15 protein-coding genes and 1 tRNA gene are annotated in these 18,168 nt (G+C 41.5%); 10 read left to right on the top strand and 6 right to left on the bottom strand.

The window, feature by feature from the left end:
- The first annotated feature begins 47 nt into the window (after positions 1-47).
- Complete coding sequence (gene nadE / locus L2730_RS21310) at positions 48-878, top strand: NAD(+) synthase (protein ID WP_248976423.1); 831 nt, start codon at positions 48-50, stop codon at positions 876-878.
- Positions 879-914: 36 nt separating this feature from the next.
- On the opposite strand, the gene L2730_RS21305 is transcribed toward nadE, so the two are convergent.
- Positions 915-1,388 (bottom strand): DUF6942 family protein, encoded by a 474-nt coding sequence (locus L2730_RS21305; RefSeq protein ID WP_248976422.1) that lies wholly within the window; start codon positions 1,386-1,388, stop codon positions 915-917.
- A gap of 111 nt (positions 1,389-1,499) precedes the next feature.
- On the opposite strand from L2730_RS21305, the gene L2730_RS21300 reads away from it, so the two are divergent.
- On the top strand, positions 1,500-2,939 hold the full coding sequence (locus L2730_RS21300) for an alpha/beta hydrolase (protein ID WP_248976441.1): 1,440 nt from the start codon (positions 1,500-1,502) through the stop codon (positions 2,937-2,939).
- Positions 2,940-2,946: 7 nt separating this feature from the next.
- On the opposite strand, the gene L2730_RS21295 is transcribed toward L2730_RS21300, so the two are convergent.
- Positions 2,947-5,118, bottom strand: a complete 2,172-nt coding sequence (locus tag L2730_RS21295; RefSeq protein WP_248976421.1) for a diguanylate cyclase — start codon at positions 5,116-5,118, stop codon at positions 2,947-2,949.
- Positions 5,119-5,581: 463 nt separating this feature from the next.
- Between L2730_RS21295 and L2730_RS21290 the strand changes: the two genes are divergently transcribed.
- Positions 5,582-5,806, top strand: coding sequence for a cytochrome c3 family protein (locus L2730_RS21290; protein WP_248976420.1), 225 nt, complete (start codon positions 5,582-5,584; stop codon positions 5,804-5,806).
- A gap of 59 nt (positions 5,807-5,865) precedes the next feature.
- On the opposite strand, the gene L2730_RS21285 is transcribed toward L2730_RS21290, so the two are convergent.
- The 3 genes from L2730_RS21285 to L2730_RS21275 all read right to left on the bottom strand — a co-directional run bounded on the left by L2730_RS21285 (position 5,866) and on the right by L2730_RS21275 (position 8,165).
- Positions 5,866-5,942: transfer RNA gene (locus tag L2730_RS21285), tRNA-Pro, on the bottom strand.
- A gap of 135 nt (positions 5,943-6,077) precedes the next feature.
- Positions 6,078-7,862, bottom strand: a complete 1,785-nt coding sequence (locus L2730_RS21280) for a DUF3413 domain-containing protein (RefSeq protein ID WP_248976419.1) — start codon at positions 7,860-7,862, stop codon at positions 6,078-6,080.
- Between the two features lie 84 nt (positions 7,863-7,946).
- A complete protein-coding gene (locus L2730_RS21275) occupies positions 7,947-8,165 on the bottom strand; it encodes a YejL family protein (RefSeq protein WP_248976418.1) in 219 nt (72 codons plus the stop codon).
- Between the two features lie 456 nt (positions 8,166-8,621).
- On the opposite strand from L2730_RS21275, the gene yejK reads away from it, so the two are divergent.
- The 3 genes from yejK (at position 8,622) to L2730_RS21260 (ending at position 11,657) form a co-directional block, all read left to right on the top strand.
- Positions 8,622-9,650, top strand: coding sequence for a nucleoid-associated protein YejK (gene yejK / locus L2730_RS21270; protein ID WP_248976417.1), 1,029 nt, complete (start codon positions 8,622-8,624; stop codon positions 9,648-9,650).
- Positions 9,651-9,917: 267 nt separating this feature from the next.
- Positions 9,918-10,799 carry a 6-carboxytetrahydropterin synthase gene (locus tag L2730_RS21265; protein WP_248976416.1) on the top strand — a complete coding sequence of 294 codons (882 nt, stop codon included), beginning with the start codon at positions 9,918-9,920 and terminating at the stop codon, positions 10,797-10,799.
- A gap of 15 nt (positions 10,800-10,814) precedes the next feature.
- On the top strand, positions 10,815-11,657 hold the full coding sequence (locus L2730_RS21260) for a M23 family metallopeptidase (protein WP_428848483.1): 843 nt from the start codon (positions 10,815-10,817) through the stop codon (positions 11,655-11,657).
- Between the two features lie 397 nt (positions 11,658-12,054).
- Here L2730_RS21260 and L2730_RS21255 read toward each other — a convergent pair whose 3' ends face one another.
- Positions 12,055-12,561 carry a DUF2062 domain-containing protein gene (locus tag L2730_RS21255; protein ID WP_248976415.1) on the bottom strand — a complete coding sequence of 169 codons (507 nt, stop codon included), beginning with the start codon at positions 12,559-12,561 and terminating at the stop codon, positions 12,055-12,057.
- A gap of 77 nt (positions 12,562-12,638) precedes the next feature.
- Here L2730_RS21255 and L2730_RS21250 point away from each other — a divergent pair, with 77 nt between their 5' ends.
- Genes L2730_RS21250 through L2730_RS21235 form a run of 4 tightly spaced genes read left to right on the top strand, consistent with a single transcriptional unit; the run spans position 12,639 to position 17,985 of the window.
- Positions 12,639-14,951 carry a DNA internalization-related competence protein ComEC/Rec2 gene (locus L2730_RS21250; protein WP_248976414.1) on the top strand — a complete coding sequence of 771 codons (2,313 nt, stop codon included), beginning with the start codon at positions 12,639-12,641 and terminating at the stop codon, positions 14,949-14,951.
- Positions 14,952-14,984: 33 nt separating this feature from the next.
- Complete coding sequence (gene msbA / locus L2730_RS21245) at positions 14,985-16,808, top strand: lipid A export permease/ATP-binding protein MsbA (protein ID WP_248976413.1); 1,824 nt, start codon at positions 14,985-14,987, stop codon at positions 16,806-16,808.
- On the top strand, positions 16,809-17,807 hold the full coding sequence (gene lpxK, locus L2730_RS21240; protein ID WP_248976412.1) for a tetraacyldisaccharide 4'-kinase: 999 nt from the start codon (positions 16,809-16,811) through the stop codon (positions 17,805-17,807).
- 4 nt (positions 17,808-17,811) lie between these two features.
- Positions 17,812-17,985, top strand: coding sequence for a Trm112 family protein (locus tag L2730_RS21235; RefSeq protein WP_020912385.1), 174 nt, complete (start codon positions 17,812-17,814; stop codon positions 17,983-17,985).
- Positions 17,986-18,168 lie beyond the last annotated feature (183 nt).

The raw sequence follows: 18,168 nt of genomic DNA, 5'->3' as shown, positions 1-18,168 counted from the left end.
ATGGTTGAGTTTCTTAGTTAACAACTGATGTCATTGGAGTTTATTACGTGAAAGGACAGATTTTAAGGGAAATGAAAGTACTCAAAGCAATTGACCCAGCTTTTGAAGTACAAAGAAGAGTCGCATTTATTAAAGCCAAACTTAAGCAATCAAGCACTCAATCAGTTGTGTTGGGGATAAGTGGCGGCGTCGACTCCTCTCTAGCTGGGCGTTTGTGCCAATTGGCTGTCGAAGAACTTAATGCTGATACCGAAGACTCTGATTATCAATTTATTGCGGTTCGTTTACCGTATGACATTCAAAAAGATGAAGACGAAGCGCAGCTAGCTTGTCAATTTATTAAGCCTTCTAAACAGGTGACTGTGAATATAAAAGAAGGCGTCAACGGAGTACATTCTGAGACGCTAACGGCAATAGAGGCCGCTGGAATCGCGTTACCTGGTACGGATAAAGTTGATTTTGTGAAAGGTAATGTTAAAGCAAGAATGCGTATGGTCGCTCAATATGAGATCGCGGGGCTTGTTGCTGGGTTAGTTGTTGGTACTGATCATAGCGCAGAAAATATTACCGGTTTCTATACTAAATGGGGGGATGGCGCATGTGATTTGGCTCCATTATTTGGTTTAAATAAGCGCCAAGTTCGACAATTAGCCCAATTTTTGGGGGCTCCCGAAATTTTAGTTCATAAAGCACCGACGGCAGATCTTGAAGAGGGACAGCCTCAGCTTGAAGATGAAATTGCATTAGGTTTAACCTATGACCAGATTGATGACTTTCTTGAAGGGAAGGAAGTGAGTGAAGCTGTTAATGATCGCTTAGTGAATATCTATCGTGCGACGCAACATAAACGTGATGCAATTCCGACCATCTACGATTAATATTCTGCTCGATTAGAAAGTGCCCATCGGCGCTTTTTAATCGGATGTCGTGCATAGCGGAGCAAGACCCAGAGTCTGTCTTAATAAATCGATCTGTGTATTGGGAAACTGCCGATAGTCTAAATAGGGACATAAATAAATATTTTGATCTAGATGCTTTAACAAGCTGGTTTCCTGCAAGTCTAACTGCACGAATTCTGTACTATCTAGATTTAAAACGTCCGCGCTTTCTTTACCACAAATAATGTGTCGCTGTGCCGTACTACATAGGTTGTTCGCGCCGATAGCAATAGATTCATCACGTTTTAATAAATGCTGATTACGATATTGTCGCCAATCTTTATCATTGACTACAATTTTAGCCATGATGGTCAATATTTTGCGCCAATGGTTACCATTCAACTCGATTAAAGCTTGAGTTGCACCTGTATCTAAGTGGTTCCACTTTTTTGGGACTTTGGGTGGCGTAGGCAGGTAAAAGCACGTATTAGCGTGTTCAGTTCCAATCATAATATTGTCTATTTGTTTACGACTAAAAACAGTGTAAGTTAAAGTTGTTAATCAGTATTCTACTCACTATATCTTTTTATACCAACAACTTATTAATGAGCTCTATTGATGATGAAATCCATTGTAATTGGATCGGCAAAGCATTTAGCATTTGCACTCTTTTACTCCTCTATTGGAACCAGTATTGCCTTAATTGTAGCCGCTGTTTGGTATCTAAATTCCCGTCCAGAACTGGATATATGGCATACCACTGAGCTTAAGGCACAATATCGTCAACAGCCGAGCATTGCTAGCTTCAATGATTATTTGCGTTTAGAGGACAAATTGTTTGCGGAAGTTGAAGATAAGGTTATCGCTAAAACTAAGTCCGAATCCTTATTGGTCCTTAATCGTTATGTTGCGGGGAGTTATTCAGACCCCGGAAAATGGGCCGAAAATTGGAATAGAAGTTTCGAATGGAAAAATGATAAAGCTGATTACGGCATTTTGTTGTTGCACGGTATGTCAGACTCTCCCTATGCGATGCAATACTTCGCTAAGCACTATAAAGAGTCAGCGCATGTCATAGGGCTAAGACTACCAGGGCATGGGACATTGCCGTCAGGGCTGGTCGATGTTACTTGGCAAGATATGGCGGCTGCAGTAACTATAGCGACTGAGCACTTGAAGCGAGTAATGCAAGATAAACCTATTTATGTGGTTGGGTTTTCGACTGGCGCAGCGCTTGCACTTAATCATGAGCTTGAAAACATTGCTATAGGGAAAAGTGGAGACTTTTCGGGGCTAGTGTTCCTATCACCTGCTATAGGGCTTCCGCCTGTGGCTGTTGGTGCAAAATGGCAATCAAGGCTTGGTCATCTATTAGGACTTGATAAGCTAAGTTGGAATAGTATTCAAACTGAGTATGATCCATTCAAATACAGTTCATTTGCGGTAAACGCGGGGGATGTGGTGTATCAGCTCGCTAGCCGTAATGTTGAACTTTTCAAGCAATTGGATAGTCGTGCGCGAGAACGCCTTGCTCCAGTGTTAACGTTTCAGTCTTTAACTGATGACACAGTTGATAGCATGGCTGTGGTCAATGATTTGTACCTGCAATTGTCTAAAAATCAACATGAACTGGTCATGTTTGATATTAACCGCACTCAAGTTAACCTAAGCTTAATCGCGACAGATCCTTTAACGCCTTATACGGATTTAATTAAATCAGCCAAGCTTGATTTCGACTTTACCATTATTGAGAATACAGGCGATAAAAGAGGGGCGGTACAGGCAAGGAGTTTAACCACTGATAGTGTGATTAAACCCGTTACAGAGCAATGGCCTAAACAAACCTATTCGCTGTCTCACGTTGCTTTGCCTTTTCCTGAAATGGATGAACTCTATGGCCCACATCGAAAACCCGTTCATCATAGAGTCCAAATCGGTGCAGGAGCCTCAAAAGGTGAGCGAGGAGTGTTGAGTGTTCCCTCAAGTGAGATGTTGAGACAGAAATGGAATCCATTTTTTAACTACATGATTGAAAAAATGGATACGCTTATCACTGATTAAACTTAAGTCACGTTAATGTATCTTCTAAGGTTGTAAAGACTAATTTGTTCCTACCGGTATCTTTTGCTTGGTATAGATTTAGATCTGCTTGCTTTATCCAGTCTTCAAGAGAGCAGCTGTAGGTACCATTTGCGATAACGGCCCCGATACTTGTTGTTACGCTAAAACGAACATTGTTAGCGGGATTTTCAATAACAATTTCCGCTAGTCGTTGTTTAAAGCTTTCGAGATGAGATTCAATTTTTAATGCATTACACAGCGGCATAATGACCAGAAACTCCTCTCCGCCAAAGCGCACTATAATATCATCATCTCTTTTAAAATCATCTTCGAGTAGTCTGGCGACGCTCTTGAGTGCCAGATCACCACTTAAGTGGCCATACGTATCGTTAATAGCTTTGAATCTGTCGAGATCTAATAGGGCTACCGCGATAACTTCATCGCTTCTTTGGCAGCTTTCTTGAACTAATGGAAATTGTTGTTCTGCATAGCGCCGGTTATAAAGCCCTGTCAGAGAGTCCTTTTCTGCAAGAGATTTTAGTTGTTCATTGGCTTGCTCTAACTCAAGTGTCCTTAACGCCACTTTTTCTTCGAGCGCCAGTTGATAGCCAATAAGCTGGCTTTTACTTTGCTTAAGCCGCATATACAGGGAGTAGACTTCCTTTGGCGACTCCTCGTCAATGCTGTAGTCACTATTGTCATTTTTGTTGGATGTGCTGAATTTATTGGCAATTCTCTCTAGCGGACGTGTAAGTCTGCCGCTGATGACGCGAGTGATTAGAAAAGTAACGATAAGAGAAAGCGCAAGTATCGCAAAAGTAGCAATATACATCTGTTCGACAAGGACGACCAAAGGCCTAAAAGGGTTGAGAACATAAAGTGTCCATTCATTATTAAGCTCATAAGAGGCGTAAAGATATTCGGGGGCAATATTGGTTTTGTCATGAATATTTAGGGTTGGCAACCCGCTACTAGAGTCTGCATTATTTTGTGAATAGCTAAATTCGGTTAGTGGCTTAACATTCAGTTCTGGTGAAGAAAAAATAATGCGTTTTTGTTGATCGACAACAACAATAAATTGCTCTCTAAATAGCTTATTTGTTTTATCTATCTCTTTAAATCGCTTTAGGTCGAGAGAGCCTTCTATGATCCCTATTGGGTGATAAGCGTTGTTAGGACGGTATAGTGGTGCACTTATGGCGACAATGGGATCGTTGCCAAAGCCTCTGCCTAAAAACACTGGTGAGGTAAAATAGTTCTGATTGACAAAAGCTTCAATGAAGTAATCTCTATCTGAAATGTTTAACTCTGAGGGGGGATTGCTCTTGCTGTTAAATAGTGACACTGGGCTTGCACTTTTGATGATGCCTTTTTCATCGGCTATCAACATGGTGATAAACCCTGGATACTGATTGTGCAGCTGTCCCAGTGCGAGCTGCTTTTGGTCAACTTCTGCTTCATAAAGGCTTAACCAGTTTGCTGCACTGTTTAATGCGAGAACGTGGTTGTCAATATAGGCTTGGGTTAACTTGCCGAGATGCAGGGAAGATTCATTGATATTTTGCAGCAATAGCTCTTGCTGCCGGTTGATAAATTGATTATTGAACAGCAGAGCTGCTAGCAACAAGGCTAATGTGATGACCAGTGTAATTGCATAGGTTAGTTGAGCATTAAAAGTACGGCGTTGTTTGTCTTTTGTTTTTGGTTGAAAAAGCCAAAAAGAGGGGGTTAATATCACAAGTAATGAGCCAACAGCAGCATAAAAAACACCATTTATGCCCTGTTTAAGGACGATAAAGGGTAGGTGGCTGCTAGGTAAACTTGTGTAAGTCATCATATAAAGATAAAACAAAGGCATGCCTATGATTATCCAAAAAGCGATACTTGAATACAGAGAGTAGATATCTTTTCGTCTAGCTAGTCCTATGCACACCGCTTCAATAGTGAATATTAAATAAACATGTGGGCTGTCCCAAGTGATAAACAACCCTGTGACTGCCAGAGCTGCAGTATAAAGAGCGTACCATGGGCCAAATAAAACAGCGCTGATGACGTAACTGGCGTTACCTAAAATGAGCTGTATATTAGCGAACAATGGCAGTGGATAGAGGTTCATGAAGAAACCTATCATGCCTAAAAGAGTCGCTAATAGGAGCTTTTGTTGCTTTATCTTTTCCAAAAGCTAAACCTTTCTGCTGACTTATCTTGTGCGTACTAAAGTCATTATTTTTATTATCGATATTAGCTACAATTTATTAACTTTTAGCTGTGATAGCAACAGTTAGTCTGTTCTTTTATCAAATAAAACTCAGTCTGCAAGCTTAAGGGCTAATGAAACTAGCGGATGATGTTAGTTGGCTATATTTGTCATAAAATTGGCAAATGGATTGGGGTGTTCATACAAACTAGATCTAGTTCACAGCATTGATATCTTATCGCTTATCTATTCAGCTTTTGTTCATAAAATAGCGCCGTTTTAAGATTCAATTAATGTTAATTGTTATCATGTTAGGCATTGAGTTATGTCATTTAAGTGTTTATTTTTAAATAAACTTTTTTGGGTGTAATTTTAAAAATTGTACTTAGATAGTCTGTAACATTTCAGAGTTTAAGTGCAACAACTCCGTGATTAAGGAACTGTTATGAAATACTTATCTATGTTTGCTGTACTAGCCTTTTCTGCTTCTGCGATGGCTGTTAATTGTACTGATTGTCATGAAAAAATTGATGTAGCAGCACATACTGAAATGGAAGCGACCATCGCAACTTGTAACGATTGTCACGACATGGAAAGTGCTCATGAGTTAGATACTGAACTACACACAGTCGATCTAACGATTAAAGAGTGTGCAGACTGCCACGACTAAAATCTAGTGATGTTTAGCAAATAAAAAAGCCAGCTATATGCTGGCTTTTTTATTTGAATTGGTCGGGATAACAGGATTTGAACCTGTGATCTCTTGTCCCCCAGACAAGCGCCTTACCGGACTAGGCCATATCCCGAAATGTTCTACAGAATAACTATAAACTTGGCGTAATTCTGAAGAGCCAGCACTTTAACAAGTCATCGCAATCGCTGCAAGCGCTTCATTAACATCATTGTTTTGTTTGGCTAGTTTATAAACTTTTTCAACTATCCTAATGGATATAAAACCTTCTTCCCTCACGCATGACTTCAATTAACTCTGGTGCACTCATCTTCTTTCTAAGGCGCTTTTTATATTCACGATCATAAATTCTATACTTTCCGTGTCGATCGATAGTAGTAATTTCAGACTGTTGGTAGATCGCAAATATACGGTTGTCACCAGTATAAACCCAAGTTCTGTCACTTGGTTGCGTAAGGCTGCTACCAGCACTAAAATCAGCCGTTGGATTAGTACAGCCAAGCACTTGTGTCATCAATGTAGGCATAAGTGCATTGTGAGTTGTTCTGTAGTTGATACGTTTATGTGTACTCTGTTTAGGCCAATGGATAACCATTGGAACTTGAACGTTATCTGGCGAAAGGTTTACCCTGGCTTCTGTCGGATTACTGGTAAACACTTTTCCGCTAACACCAGTGATGACAACTAATGTGTTGTCAGGTAAATCAGTCAATATTTCTTTCAACTGACTATCTATAAAGTTCAATGACTGACGGTATTGATTGAATAGTACTTTTTCAGCCGACTTTAATGTTGTATCCGCTTTTACTGTCTTAACACCAAGAAAGCCGATAGGTGTGTCGTAGCTATCAGGGGACTTTAAATTTAATAGTGTAAACCAAGGTTGTGTTGAATCTTGGGTCCATGCTTGCCAGTTTTCAACTGATCTGATATCCGAACTTGCATAACTATCATCATATTGAGAGTCAATTCGCTCGAAGTCATCAAAAATCGCTTGAGGGCGAGCGATGGTATCCACACTAGTAAACAATCCTAACTGATAGCCATTGGCCACCAGTTCTTGAGTTAACACTGGGCTTTCATAATGCAGATCGATGGCATTCATATAACTGCCTTGTAAGCCATAAAGCAGACTGAACATACCGCTACTAAATTGATTGCCACCACTTAAATGCTTTTGAAAAGATTGATTATTATTTGCATAGGTGGTTAAAAAAGGCATTGTTTTATTATCGACTAACTTCGCCTGTAGGCTATCAATCGCAATGAACAAAATATTAGGTTTATCGTCAGGCATGCATTGCATGGGCGATAATGGATACTTGAGGCTGGTTTTGGGTCTTGTTTGATCTTGATCTTCATGGGTATTATCGATGCCATAACTTTCCATAAAGCTTCTTGCTGTCGCAGGATATGAAAGTGGATAGGCATCATCAAACTGCGTTATTTCGGTGACGTCAGCGGCATCTCCCCAAATATGTATCAGGTGGCTGGCAATAAAGCATAAGCCAACAACCCCAACGACTTTGTTACCATAATTACGTTTACGGATTTTTTCTATACGTTTCCATAAGTAATTAGCGAGCGTTAGCTCTAAAGCGAGAATACCGATTGGCGTAATAATATAAGAGGTGCCTTGCAACAATCCATTTAAATCAGCCCATGCCAAATCAAATACAAAGGGACTAAGGTGTAGGCCATAATCGTCATATATAATGGTGTCGTAAAGTAGCATACACAAACTTAATGTAGCGACGACAGCGGCATAGCCTCTTAGTATTTTTGAATAAGGAAGCAACAGGGTGATAGGAAAAATGAGTACTAAATAGACCATAAAAGCAAGGAAGCTAAAGTGGCCAATAGTACTTAATGCTAAATAGCTCCAGCCTACGATTGACTCTGGAAAACCAACAGTATCGAGATATCGATAACCAACAATAATGGCCAGTAGACCATTATAGAAAGCAAACCAATGTCCCCAGCTCACTAAACGTGAAACTCGATCTCGCCCTATCTGTTTTTGTCGCTCAACCATGCTGACTCATTTTTCTCTTAATTGCAGTTAATGGGTCTAAGCATAAATGGTTAAACCCTTACTCAATGTGGCTCTTTGTTTAGTCTAGCTATTTTTAACCGATTGCGATAAAGCTTTTGCAAACTGCTCTGTAACAACGTCACGAGCTTCAGCAGGTACTTTATTTTGCAACAGATGGGTTACACAGTTCCCCAGAGCCATCAGACTCAAGTCTGTTGGTGATTGATGCTTCTCTAAAACCGCTAATAGCTCAGTAATGAGTGATTCAACTTGCGTGTTTGAATATTTAGATTGGATAGCCATAATTGAAAAAGTTCACTTTAAATCTTGATTAACGGCATATAATAACGGATTTTTCCGATAAGCTCTGCACTTTTTGATCTCCTGTTGGGGCTTTTATCATTTATTGTGTATTAGAATGAGACAAAGTCTTGTTAAAGGGGGATTGCGCAGTGTCAATTCAAAGAGTAGCAATGAACTCTGTATGGGGATTAGCCTCTTAATTAGCTAGACGATATAAATGGATTAGTGGCTGTTTTATTACCATTATCACCTTGCCAATCACATTGTTAAAACCTTTACTGTAGCGGCATATTTACCATCTGGATTTCTGATTTCTGTCTGGTATGATATCTGCCGTCATGTTATTCATGTAGCCGACATTGACTGAAAGGCTGCAGGCGTAAACAAACTAATTTATTTACCACTATAGAGCTGATTCACAGGCTATGGCTCTAAGCAACTTTCTATCGAGGCTCAATGAGTATTAACGTCGAACAAGCAATCATCCATGCCATTTCTCAAGATGGAGACGGTCAGCTTAGCTGTCGTTTACGCCCACAACCGTTATTAAACAGCCAAGCCGTAGAGACGATGTTAGATGAACTGCATCAGACCTACACCACAAAGGCGGGTAAAGGTTTTGGTCATTTTGGCATCAGTGGTGATGACGGTGAAGCAAACACCAAGTTTGAAGCTGCTTTGAGTCAATATCGTAGTAATGATTTAGGCTTTGTTGAATTCTCAGGTATTGCCGGAAAACTACTGCAAGAAGAGCTCGCTAAGTATGACTTTAGCACTGGCGGATTTTTGCTACTCTCTTGCTATACCTATATGACCAGCGACTTTTTGTTTGTATCCTTACTTAACGCTAAGTCCTCAATGACAGTGTTAGATGATATGGAGCTGACGCAAAATACTCACTTAGATCTCAACAACGTTCAACTTGCCGCTCGTATTGACCTGACTGAATGGCAAGCAGATCCAGAGTCTAAAAAGTACATCTCTTTTGTTCGTGGCAGAGCAGGGCGTAAAGTCGCTGACTTTTTCCTCGATTTCATGGGCTGCGTTGAAGGTGTTAATACCAAAGCACAGAACAAATCATTGATGAATGCCGTTGAGGACTTTGTTGGTGGTAGTGAGTTGACAAAAGATGAGCGTCAAACCGCGCGTGAGCGAGTGTTTGACTACTGTACTGAGCGCTGCGACGAAGGTGCTGACATTCAGATTAAAGATCTTGCGGATGAGCTAGCAGATCAAGGCATGGACTCATTCTATGATTTTGCTCAGGGTGGCGATTACGACCTCGAAGAGGAGTTCCCAGGTGATAAGCCAACACTGAGACAGTTGAAAAAGTTTTCCGGTACTGGCGGTGGAGTCACACTCAGTTTTGATGGTCAGCATCTTGGTGAGCGTGTTATTTACGATCCTGTGTCAGATACGATTATCATAAAGGGTGTTCCGGCAAATCTTAAAGATCAGCTTGATCGGCGCTTAAAAGGTGAATAAATAAGCCCTCTTTATGAGCTTGAATGGAAGCCGAGTGTAACTACGCTCGGTTTTTTTATGTCTAGAGATTAGTTATTGAGCGCTCTTAGTTTAAAGTTGTCGAATATTGCTGTTTATCATTGTAAGCTACAGCAATTATTGTAATACCAATCAGTATCAAGGTTTGAGCGCTCAGCGAGTGCTAGGTATTGATTGTTATCATTTCATCCTGCAGCCATTGCTGCCTGGATTGTGCAAGGTAGACTGTTTTTCTACCTAGGAGCTTAAATGCAACTATTTGTTAAAGATTTAACTGTGATTGATTTTTCTTACCTATGTCCAATTCGTGGCATGGTTGGTGAAAGTTGGATTGTCGATGTTTTGTTAGATGGTGGCTTAGATGAGCAAAACATGGTGCTCGATTTTGCAAAAGTAAAACGGACCATTAAAAACACCATCGATGACGTAGCTGATCATCGCCTACTGATCCCAACGGCCTGCAGTGAAGTGCGCTGGCAACAACAAGGTGATAGAGTCTGGATGGACTTTGATAGCCAACAGGGTAGCATGCACTTAGCCTGTCCTTCGCAAGCATTTGCGCTGATCCCAAGCGAAATTATCGATTTTGAAAGTGTTAATAAGTTCTTGCAAAAAGCGCTTAAAGAGGTGTTGCCTGCGAACGTTGAAGGCATATCTTTAACGCTGCGAAATGAAATTCATGATGCACCTTTTTATCATTATACTCATGGGCTTAAGAAACATGATGGTAATTGCCAACGTATTGCTCATGGACACAGAAGTCCGGTAACCGTATTTGAAAATGGGGTAGCTGCACCAAAGTGGGATGAGTACTGGGCCAAACGCTGGCATGATATTTACCTAGGAAGTGACGAGGATTGTGTGTCGGTACAAACGCTAACACTTTCTCCACAGACACAAGTCAATGACGACACGCATTTGGGCTTCCATTATCAAGCTCCGCAGGGAGACTTCCAGCTGGCTATGCCTAAGGGCTGTTGTGACGTATTGCCTCACGACACCACTGTAGAGCTATTGGCGGATTACATGGCACAAACCTTATCTGAGAAAGTGCCTAGTAGTAACTTTAAAGTCATCGCTTATGAAGGGATCGGTAAGGGTGCTATCGCAAGTAGACAATGTAGAAGTTAAACCCAAGGAGATATTTTGAATAAAATTGCCTCACTAGCCATAGCTGGTATTGCTGCTTTGGTCTCTACTTCAATCAGTGCTCAAGTTGAATTAAACGGCGAGTTTAAACAAGGCGCCTTGATCCGAGCTAAAGTGCAGCCTGGTACGCAAGTCTATTTAAACGATGACCCCATTAAGGTTAACCCTAATGGAGAATTTGCTTTTGGATTTTCGAGGGAAGCGGAGTTAAAGCAAATGCTTAAACTCGTTTACCCCGACGGCTTAACTGAGCTTAAACCGCTTTCGATTGAAAAGCGTGACTATAAAATTCAACAAGTTAATGGGATCAGCAAGAAAATAATGAAACCTGATCCTAAAGCGCAAAGTCGAGCAGCGAAGGACAGTAAACAGGTCAAAACAGCCCGAGCGCAATTTAGCCCAAATGACGCGTTTAACCAAACGTTTATTTGGCCGCTCACCGGACGTATTTCTGGTGTCTATGGTAGTCAGCGGGTCTATAACGGCAAACCAGGCACGCCTCATTACGGTGTGGATGTTGCAGCTAAAACGGGCACTGTGGTGGTGGCTCCTGCGGATGGTGTTATTTCATTATCGGTCGCAGACATGTTTTATTCTGGTGGTACCATGATTATTGATCATGGTTATGGTGTCAGTTCAAGTTTTCTGCATCTGAGCAAATTGTATGTCAAAGAGGGGCAGACAGTTAAGCAGGGAGACAAACTTGCAGAAGTCGGTGCGACAGGTCGCGCAACGGGGCCGCATTTAGATTGGCGAATTAACTGGTATCAAATGAGACTTGATCCAACCACGATAGTCCCTTCGATGAAAAGCGTACTTGAAAAACAATCTACCAAGTAAACCTTACAGTCATAAAAAAGCAGCGATAAGCTGCTTTTTTTATGGCTGTATATTTTGCCTAAGAATATAATACCAATTGCATTAAAAGTTTGACCATTCAGCGGGAATTCAAAACGCTGTAGGCAAGTAGCGGGATTTGAGCTAATAGTTATTCTCGGCTCTGGCATTCTGCTTCGCTCTACCTTCTAAATCCATTTAGTCGTATATCCAAATCCCATAGCGAAGCATACAGCGATTCGCCAATTTGTTTAACCTCAGCCGCACTACGTGAGCTCCTCAGTCTTTCCACTTCTGCTTTGCATTGGTTTAAAAGGGAACAACCATTTCTTTACCAATGCGCTTTGAATTGAAAAGACTGAGGGGCTCTGAACTGCTCAAATACTTAATGCAATTGGTATTACTTGTTGCGGCTTTTCCACTTAAACAATACTGAATATTTCCATAATGTTCTTATCGTGAAGTAAGAGGTAATTGCAAAAAGAGCGCCTAAGACTAGGCAACCAAGTAAAAATGATGGACCAATGGTTTCAATTGAAGACTCAACCCACTGCCAAGTTGCTTCAAATGCAAATTCTTGAGGAGGATTGCCAAGAAGCTTCGCACCAAGGATATAAGCAACGTAAAACATAAAAGGCATGGTTACAGGGTTTGTCACCCAAACGAGTGCAACAGCAAGTGGTAGGTTTACATTAAAAAGTATTGCGAGTGCTGCTGCTAATACCATTTGAAATGGCATCGGGATCCAAGCTACAAACAATCCAACAGCAAATGCACCAGGCGCTGAGCGCCGGTTTAATGCCCATAAATTGGGTTTTAGTAAAAGATCACCAAACATGCGCAGGTTCTTGTGATTGCGCAATGTTTCAGGCTTCGGCATAAATCTTTCTAATAATTTTTTTGGCATAACTTGAATTTGCTGTCTTAACTTACGTCACTATGAATGGATTCATGTGTGGCTTTTGTGCCACGATAATATCAGCAATGCTTTGGCCATCGCTCCCTCAACTTGCTACCTTGCCGTTGTTCATTATGTTGGCAATGGTTGTTATTCGGCATACCCCAGTATTGGCAGGTGGCCTAATTGCACTTAGCTGGATAACGACTTTTAATGCGTTATTAATGAGCTGGGATACAAGTGAATACGTTGACACTATAGATGTTAAGGGCGAAATCATATCACTAGTTAACTCAAACGGCGACTGGATTAGTATGGATATTATGCTGATTGATTCAATTTTGCCCCGCTCGTTAGCTCGAAAGCTTAGATTATCATGGTCAAAACCGCCAAAGGTTGAAGTCGGTCAACAATGGCTGCTTACAATCAGACCAAAGCCAATCACGAGTTTATTGAATCAAGGCGGTTTTAATCAGCAGAAATATCTGCTCAGTAAACATATCTTTGCTAAAGGCAAAGTGATTAATGGTCAATTAATAGCTGAAAATAGTGATGTTAGGGCCGAACTGATTAAGCAACTTAAACCCGCTTTAAAACAATACCCTTCACAGGATTTAATGTTAGCGCTATTAGTTGGCGATAAAAGCTTGATGACAAACAATCGCTGGTTGCAGTTGAAAAACACAGGTACGGGCCACCTGTTTGCAATCTCTGGTTTACACCTTTCGGTTGCCTGTTTTTGGGGCTATGTACTCAGTAAAACCATTCTGTTTCAGTTACTAGCCAATCAAAGTCGACGTAATGCTGTAATTGCAATGCTGGTGTGCGCTTTGACTGCGATTGCTTATGCTTATCTTGCTGGCTTTTCAGTTTCTACCCAGCGTGCACTCATTATGCTGCTTGCCTATTTGTGTTCATGGTTATTTAGCCGATTTTCAAGTAGTTGGGAAAGGCTGCTTTATGCGTTATTTATCGTGTTACTCATCGATCCGCTAAGTCCGCTTAGTGCCAGTTTTTGGCTATCCTTTATGGCGCTGGTTGTTATTCTTGTCACTATCTCGAGTTACTTGCCAACACAGCTTAGCAAGCATCCAAATGATGAGTTTATTGAGGACATTGCTACTCAAACATCATTGACTTCTATATATCGCTTTTTACGGCGGGCAGTACAGCGGTGGTTCGTGCCGTTTTGGGCGATTCAATGGAGGCTGGCGCTAATATTAGGGCTGTTACAGGCGAGCTTCTTTGCCGGCACCTCAATCATCAGCGTAGCGGTTAATTTGCTGCTAGTACCTTGGTTTAGCTTTGTGGTGATCCCTTTGGCTTTGCTTTCTTTGTTGCTGTTCATCATTGGGTTGCTAAGCGGTGTTGAAATGGGTTTAACAAATACCTTTTGGCTAGCGAATCAGACATTAGAGCCTGCTATCTTTTTACTTGATAACGCTAGCAAGATTTCATTTGCTTGGCTGGACCTCTCCAATCAATGGATAGCCGTGTTACTCAGTGCTATGGCTGGTTTATGGTTTATCCGGCAATTTAGAAATATTTATTGGCAGATAACTTTTGGCGTTATGTTGCTGCCAATGACCATTTTGGTTTTTCAAAAGTACGTTAACGAACAAAACCAGCTGTGGAAAGTACACATGCTCGATGTCAGTCAGGGGATGTCTGCAGTCATAGAGCATAATGGCAGGGCGATAGTTTATGATACCGGTGCAAGCTTTGGTGCCACTTTTAGTTACGCTGAGCGGGTAGTTTTGCCTTTTTTGAAAGAGAAAGGGATTAGTCAAGTTGATTACTTAATAATAAGCCATGCTGATAATGATCATGCTGGTGGAGCTGATGTCATCATGGCAGCATTTCCAAATACTCAGGTTATTTCAGATGACAGCGCTGAAGGTGCGATAGATTGCCGCCCTAAAGCGTTTATGTGGCAAGCAATAAAGCTTGAAATTGTGGCGCCGACATTTGCAACTGCAGGCAATAATGGCTCATGTGTCATAAGGTTTAGTAAAGGTGGTAATAGCATATTGCTGACCGGCGATATAGAAGCAGCTGCAGAGTTTGCATTGCTATCCGACAAATCGATAGTCAGTCAGGTTATGAGTGCTCCGCATCATGGCAGTAGAACTTCCTCAAGTTTAGGCTTTATTAACGCAGTCGCACCCGAACTAGCTTTATTCCCAGCAGGTTTTAATAATCGTTATGGATTTCCTAAAGAGGAAGTGGTAGCGCGTTATCATCGTTTAGGTATTGAGACATTAACGACAGGGGAGGAGGGGCAATTAAGTGTGATATTTAAGCATGGAAGTGTTGATTATTATACATATCGCTCGGATTTTGCGCCATTTTGGTATAACCAAGTGTTTAGGTTTGGTGAGAACGAAAATCCAGAGTAGAATAGTTTTTTTGCCAACACGTTAAGTCTCCCAATGACAACATCTCCTAAAAGTGAAGTGTGGACAGTTTTCAAGCGCCTACTGGGCTATTTAAAACCTCTTAAAGCTGTTTTATTTTTTGCCGTCGTTGGCTTAACGATGTACGCATTAGTCGATGCAACCTTTATCGCAGTTATAAAACCTTTTATTGATGAAGGTTTTGGTGGCCAGGCTAGCCAAATACCAACTGGGGCTGGTGGGCTGACTAATTTAGATCTTGGCACCAGTGGTGGCTTTAATTCTGGCAGTGATGTACTGATGATGGCGCCTTTTGTGGTGATCGTGTTATTTAGTCTCAGGGGCTTAGCAAACTTCCTATCGACCTACTGTATCTCTTACATGAGTGCACGGGTGATTATGGATCTGCGTCAAGAAGTGTTTGAACACTACCTAACGCTACCTGTTAGCTACATTGATAGTGAGAACACAGGTAACTTAATCTCTCGTGTTACCTACGATACTGAACAAATAGCCCGCGCTTCAGGTAGTGCTTTGATTACTATTGTCCGCGACAGCATCACTGTTGTTGGCATGATTGCTATTATGTTTTACTTCTCATGGAAACTGTCGCTGGTGATATTTATTATTGGCCCTATTATTGGGGTGGTCATTACCGTTGTGAGTCGTCGATTCAGGAAGGTATCTAAGAATATACAGGCGGCGATGGGCGGCGTAACGGCTGCGACAGAACAGATGATTAAAGGCCATAAGAATGTACTGTCTTTTGGTGGTCAAGAAACCGAAGCGCAGCGTTTTGCTAAAGTAAACGATCAAAATCGCTACCAGACGATGAAACTCGCCACTGCACAAGCTATTAGCCAACCTTTAGTGATGATTATTGGCTCATTCGCAATCGCCTTTATCTTGTATGCTGCCAGTATTGATAGCATGAAAGCAGAGCTGACCGCCGGTACATTTGCCACGATTTTGGGTGCGATGTTGGCAATGTTACAACCAATTAAAAATTTAACCCGCGTTAATGCTGAATTCCAGCGTGGTATCGCTGCATGTACAACTGTATTTGAACTACTTGATACCAAACCTGAAAGCGATACAGGCACGTTAGATGTAAAGAGAGTCAAAGGTGAATTGGCATTTAACAATGTTGATTTCAGCTACCCAGGACACGACAAGCTCGCATTGAACGGTATTGATTTTACCGTAGAGCAGGGAAAAACATTGGCGCTAGTTGGGCGTTCAGGCTCAGGTAAGTCGACTATCGCAAGCTTAGTAACTCGGTTTTATACCGGCCTCAAAGCGGGTGAAATTACCCTTGATGGCAGCAATATTAATGACTACACGTTGGCATCACTGCGCAGCCAAGTGGCGCTAGTATCGCAACAGGTTACGTTATTTAATGATTCAATCGCTAATAATATTGCCTATGCCTACCCAGGTGAAGCAACCCGAGAGCAAATAATTAACGCAGCCACTCTTGCTCACGCGATGGAGTTTATCGAGCCTATGCCTAAGGGGCTAGACACTCAAATTGGTGAAAATGGCGTTATGCTTTCTGGTGGCCAAAGACAACGAATTGCTATTGCAAGGGCGATATTACGTAATTCACCTGTACTGATTTTAGATGAAGCAACTTCTGCGCTCGATACTGAATCAGAAAAGGCGATTCAAGATGGTCTCGATAATCTAAGGCATAATCGTACATCAATTGTTATTGCTCATCGCCTATCAACAATTGAAAGTGCTGACCAAATTCTTGTTGTTGATCAGGGGCAAATAGTTGAGCGCGGCACGCATACATCGCTACTTGAAAAGCAAGGTATCTATTACAACCTTTACCAAATGCAGTTTGGAAGCTAAATGCAATCTTGGGTTAACAAACTATGGTATGACAGGCATATTCTGCGCTTTGTGCTTTGGCCATTGTCACTGTTATTTGCAGCTATAACTTGGTTTAGACGGCAGCTCTACACTGTTGGTGTTAAGCCGCAAGCCGTTTTACCAGTACCTGTGATTATTGTCGGCAATATTACTGTTGGTGGCAGCGGCAAAACCCCCACCGTTATATATCTCATAGAATTACTGCGCCAGCACGGTTATAAGCCCGGTGTTATCAGTCGGGGTTATGGTGTACAAATTGATGGGGTACGTTCGGTTTATCCTAGTGATAATGCAAACCAAGTCGGCGATGAGCCTGCAATGATTGTGGCAAGAACGCAAGTGCCAATGGTCGTCGGTGCGAAACGTATAGATGCTGCGCATCAATTACTAAATGATTTCGATGTCGATATTATTATCAGTGATGACGGCTTGCAACATTATGCGCTTGGGCGCGATATAGAGCTTGTCATTCTTGATGGTGAGCGTCGTTTAGGCAATGGAATGTTGCTTCCTGCTGGACCATTAAGAGAAGGTCAATGGCGAACCAGTACTGTCGAACACGTCATTGTTAATGGTGGCGAAGCTCGAAGTGGTGAACAACAAATGTTATTGCAGCCAACGTTATGGCACTCTGTAAATGGCAAACAGAGCCTTGTCAACGCACCACAACCTGAACAGGATGTGGTGGCTATGGCTGGAATTGGTAACCCCTCTCGTTTTTTTGATACATTAGCTGATATGGGCTACAGCCTCGATAGGGTGCAGGCATTTGATGATCATAGTGCTTATAGCGAAGCAACATTGACAGCACTTGCTGCTGAACGTCCACTGCTAATGACAGAGAAAGATGCGGTGAAATGTCGCGAATTTGCAAAAGATAACTGGTGGTATCTCGCAGTTGATGCGAAGCTATCTCCTTCATTTGATCAACAACTTTTGGCCCGTGTTAAGCAAGTGGTCGAAGAGAAACAAAGGTAACAGCATGGCATTTGATAAAAAACTACTCGATATTGTTGCGTGTCCAGTATGTAAAGGAAAGCTTGAGTATAATAAACAAGATAACCAGCTTATTTGTAAGTTCGATAAAATTGCTTACCCGATCAATGATGGCATCCCAGTTTTACTTGAGAACAAAGCAGAGCCATTAGCAGAGTAGCTTTATTTTGTAATCAGAAAGCGCCTATCAAGGCGCTTTTTTGTGTTAGTGTGAGCATTATTAAAATTTAGTCTAATACCAATTGCATTAAGTATTTGACCAGTTCAGAGCCCCTCAGCCTTTTCAATTCAAAGCGCATTGGTAAAGAAATGGTTATTCCCTTTTAAGCCAATGCAAAGCAGA

This window comes from Shewanella kaireitica, from assembly GCF_023284045.1.
In the GTDB taxonomy this organism is placed as follows: Bacteria; Pseudomonadota; Gammaproteobacteria; order Enterobacterales; family Shewanellaceae; genus Shewanella; species Shewanella kaireitica.
This window is presented reverse-complemented; position numbering and strand designations above follow the sequence as displayed.

What these genes read in the sequence shown, in the direction of transcription:
- L2730_RS21305 (WP_248976422.1), bottom strand. Translation starts at nt 1,388, where the DNA reads ATGATTGGAACTGAACACGCTAATACGTGCTTTTACCTGCCTACGCCA.
- L2730_RS21300 (WP_248976441.1), top strand. Translation starts at nt 1,500, where the DNA reads ATGAAATCCATTGTAATTGGATCGGCAAAGCATTTAGCATTTGCACTC.
- L2730_RS21290 (WP_248976420.1), top strand. Translation starts at nt 5,582, where the DNA reads ATGAAATACTTATCTATGTTTGCTGTACTAGCCTTTTCTGCTTCTGCG.
- L2730_RS21280 (WP_248976419.1), bottom strand. Translation starts at nt 7,862, where the DNA reads ATGGTTGAGCGACAAAAACAGATAGGGCGAGATCGAGTTTCACGTTTA.
- L2730_RS21275 (WP_248976418.1), bottom strand. Translation starts at nt 8,165, where the DNA reads ATGGCTATCCAATCTAAATATTCAAACACGCAAGTTGAATCACTCATT.
- yejK (WP_248976417.1), top strand. Translation starts at nt 8,622, where the DNA reads ATGAGTATTAACGTCGAACAAGCAATCATCCATGCCATTTCTCAAGAT.
- L2730_RS21265 (WP_248976416.1), top strand. Translation starts at nt 9,918, where the DNA reads ATGCAACTATTTGTTAAAGATTTAACTGTGATTGATTTTTCTTACCTA.
- L2730_RS21255 (WP_248976415.1), bottom strand. Translation starts at nt 12,561, where the DNA reads ATGCCAAAAAAATTATTAGAAAGATTTATGCCGAAGCCTGAAACATTG.
- L2730_RS21250 (WP_248976414.1), top strand. Translation starts at nt 12,639, where the DNA reads ATGCTTTGGCCATCGCTCCCTCAACTTGCTACCTTGCCGTTGTTCATT.
- msbA (WP_248976413.1), top strand. Translation starts at nt 14,985, where the DNA reads ATGACAACATCTCCTAAAAGTGAAGTGTGGACAGTTTTCAAGCGCCTA.
- lpxK (WP_248976412.1), top strand. Translation starts at nt 16,809, where the DNA reads ATGCAATCTTGGGTTAACAAACTATGGTATGACAGGCATATTCTGCGC.
- L2730_RS21235 (WP_020912385.1), top strand. Translation starts at nt 17,812, where the DNA reads ATGGCATTTGATAAAAAACTACTCGATATTGTTGCGTGTCCAGTATGT.